This window comes from Mycobacterium sp. shizuoka-1, from assembly GCF_002723835.1.
Classification (GTDB): Bacteria; Actinomycetota; Actinomycetes; order Mycobacteriales; family Mycobacteriaceae; genus Mycobacterium.
Map to the genome: position 1 here is coordinate 1 of NZ_BEWG01000090.1, position 3,082 is coordinate 3,082.

Below are 3,082 nucleotides of genomic sequence, written 5' to 3' on the forward strand. Positions count from 1 at the left end.
GGCACCGGCGGTTCGGGCGGTCTGGCCGGGAACAACGGTGGAGCCGGTGGCGCGGGCGGCAAGGGTGGCGCGGGCGCGACCGGCGGCACCGGCGCCAACGGCGGCAAGGGCGGCTTCGGCGGGTTCACCGGCGGCGCAGGCGGTGCCGGCGGTACCGGCGGAACCGGCACGACGACCGGATCCGGCGGCAAGGGCGGCAACGGCGCCACCGGCGGCGGCAGCGTCCTCACCGGCGGCAAGGGCGGCAACGGCGGTACCGGCGGCAAGGGTGGCGCCACCTCAGGCAAATCCGGCCAGCTCGGTGGCGGTTCGTTGGGCCCCACCCCCGGCAAGGGCGGTACCGGCGGCGCCGGCGGGTAGCCAACCGACAAAAGCGAATCGGCCCCCTTCCTGCGAAGGGGGCCGATTTCGTTGGGCTGGTGACGAATTGGTCAGGCGCGGCCGCCGTTGAGTGCACACGCCATCTGCGCATTGTTCGCATCGGTGTTCATATCGCTGGCCGTCGCGTTCAGCGAGTCTCCACTACCGCGAATTCCCATGATCACCAAGAGTTTTGCGGCATGCAGCGACCACGACCGCATTGGCGCCGCAACATCGCCGGGAAGGCCGGGCGTCGACGCCGCCGACATTGCAGCCGAGGCGGCCTCTCGTAGCGCGGTGCGACCGACGACATTCGAATTGGCCACGATCGGATTTTGATAGTCGATGGCGTTTCCGTTGCCGGCGGTGTCGTACGCGAAGTCCTCGTAGTTCGTTGCCGCGAAGTCCAGCGCCGCACCGAACTGCTTGCAGGCATCGGACACGGCGGCGAACGCCGACTCGTCCTGCGGCGGCACGGCTTCGGGGAGCGCCGGCGCCGCCACGTTGGCCGCAGCGGGATCGGGTACGGGTCCCGGCGCCTGCGTCTGTGCGTCGGGGTCAGCAGACGCCGTGGGGGCCGTGCCAGCGAGCAATGCCGCCGCGGACACCAGCAGCGAGGCAGTCAGCGCTCGGCCACACGGCAGTAATGATCTCATCGCTTCCTCCTGGATCGTGGGATTCCCCCGAGCCGCCCGGCTGGAAGTCCAACCAGCCCAACCCGAACCCGCTATGTCAGGGCTTCGCAAGGGCCAGGGCAGAGTGATGATCAACGGGACAGTTGTCGCGATGGTGAACGGACAACGAATAACCGGCACCGTTGACGGGTCCATCGGGTGCCCTCCGTCACCCGCGACACAGACAGTTGGTACCACCCTGAGACCGAAACTCCCCCGCCCGACCGTGGCCGGGAGCGAAATGACGCCCGGTAGACGGGAATCAGGCGGGCATCGTTGGCGCGGTGTTAACCGGTGAGACACCAGCCAACTCAATGATTCCTCCGAACGAGACAGTAGATATCAATGACGAGAGGCGCCAACACGACATGTTGAAACGCTTTGCCACACTGGCCGGAGTATGCCTGTTGGTTCAGACGGGAGCGGCTCCGCTCGCGCTCGCCGACCCGCCGGCCGACCCCAACGTGGCACCTGTGGCCAACGCAGCCCCGGCGCCCGGTGGGCCTGCGGGACCGGTGCCCTCGGCCGCGCCCGGGGTTCTCAAGACGCCCGACGGCTGGGTTCTCAACGTGTCGGGCAAGGACGAGTCCATGGAACCCGTGGCCTCTCTGACCAATTCACCGTGGTCGCGTGAGTACCTGGTCGACGGAACATTCACGGCCTCGGTCACCGGTGGCGGCGATACCAAGCTGGCCGGCGGCACCTTGGAGGCCGGCTACCAGATCGGTTGCGGCATCATCCAGGACGACATCGAGTCCATCGCCAGTGCGGGTGCCACCCCCGGCGTGGGCATCCCGATCGTCAATGGCTCGCTGTTGCCCGTCACGCTGGGCCTCTCGGCGTCCTACCAGATGAAGATCGACCTCAAGCCCGGCACGGTGAACATCGTTCCGGTCGGCAAGAAGGAGTTCAAGGGCACGGCGCCGCGAATCTCCATCACCGGCTTCCGCATCAAGATCGACGGCTGCGCGGGTCAGTCCTTCATTCGGTCGTACGCGACATTGACCAGCTCGACCGACAACACCGACGACGTCGTGACCTACCTCGGCGTGACGAAAGCGGTTTGACAACTTCAGATCGTCGTTCTCGTACTCGGCTGCCCGTCACCGACGCGGTGGTGGGCAACCGACCTACTTGCCTCGATGGATCATCGAGAACACCCAGTTGACGAGATCGGGCGCTGAGGGTTGGCGCCGCGTTCACAAACTGGACACCCCGCCCATCAATCATTTCCCCCAGAGATCTAGTGACAGACGGAAGGCGCCGACAGGACATGTTGCATCGCTTTGCCACCGCGGCCGCAGTTTGCATGCTCATCCCGATGGGAGCGACCCCGCTCGCGTTGGCCGACCCGGCCGACCCGGCGGCGCCGCCAGTCGCCGACGCAGGTGCTCCCCTACCACCGCCGGACAACGGTTTCATCGCCTCCGGCCCTCCCGGTATCGCCAAGACGCCCGACGGCCGGACGCTGACGGTCATCGCCAAGGACGAGATGCGGCTGCCCGTCGCGCCCCTCACGACGTCCCTGTCATCTCGCGACTGGGTGGTGGGCGCCACGTTCACCGGTACCACGACCGGTGAGGTGGCGGGCGGCACGTTGGAGGCCGGTTACCAGATCGGCTGCGGCGTCGAAATGGACAAGGTCAAGCTGATCGGCTCGGTCGGCGCCTCCCTCGGCAACGCGAGCCTGGGTACCACGGGAGTCTCGCTGCCGGGCTCCATCAGCTTCCCCGTTCAGGGTCAGATCGAAATCGACCCCCGCCCGGGAACGATCACCAACGTCGTCGTCGACAAGAAGAAGTTCAAGGGCACGTCCGCGCGAATCACCCTCAAGGACATCCACATCAAGATCGACAACTGCGTCGGCGCGTCATCGCTGCGTTCGTACGCAGTGCTCACCAGTTCGGGCACCGACGCCGACGACATCGTCGCCTATTACGGCGAGACCAAGGTCTTCTGACATCCAGATGCGCCGGATACACCGAACGTTGGTCACAGGCACGGCGGCCGCCGTGCTTGCCGTCGGCGCGGCGGTCACCTCCATGGGG

At 66.8% G+C, this 3,082-nt stretch carries 3 protein-coding genes and 1 pseudogene; 3 read left to right on the plus strand and 1 reads right to left on the minus strand.

Going from position 1 to position 3,082, the window contains the following annotated elements; genetic code table 11:
* Window positions 1–360, plus strand: a pseudogene (locus MSZK_RS23620) (hypothetical protein); the annotation flags it as partial.
* Between the two features lie 71 nt (window positions 361–431).
* Here MSZK_RS23620 and MSZK_RS23625 read toward each other — a convergent pair.
* On the minus strand, window positions 432–1,016 hold the full coding sequence (locus MSZK_RS23625) for a hypothetical protein (RefSeq protein WP_099250978.1): 585 nt from the start codon (window positions 1,014–1,016) through the stop codon (window positions 432–434).
* A gap of 386 nt (window positions 1,017–1,402) precedes the next feature.
* On the opposite strand from MSZK_RS23625, the gene MSZK_RS23630 reads away from it, so the two are divergent.
* Both MSZK_RS23630 and MSZK_RS23635 read left to right on the plus strand, forming a co-directional pair.
* The gene (locus MSZK_RS23630) at window positions 1,403–2,101 is read left to right on the plus strand and encodes an MspA family porin (protein ID WP_199203456.1); all 699 of its coding nucleotides are present in this window, start codon (window positions 1,403–1,405) and stop codon (window positions 2,099–2,101) included.
* Window positions 2,102–2,307: 206 nt separating this feature from the next.
* Entirely contained in the window at window positions 2,308–2,994 is a 687-nt protein-coding gene (locus tag MSZK_RS23635; protein WP_099250980.1) for an MspA family porin, read from the plus strand.
* Window positions 2,995–3,082 lie beyond the last annotated feature (88 nt).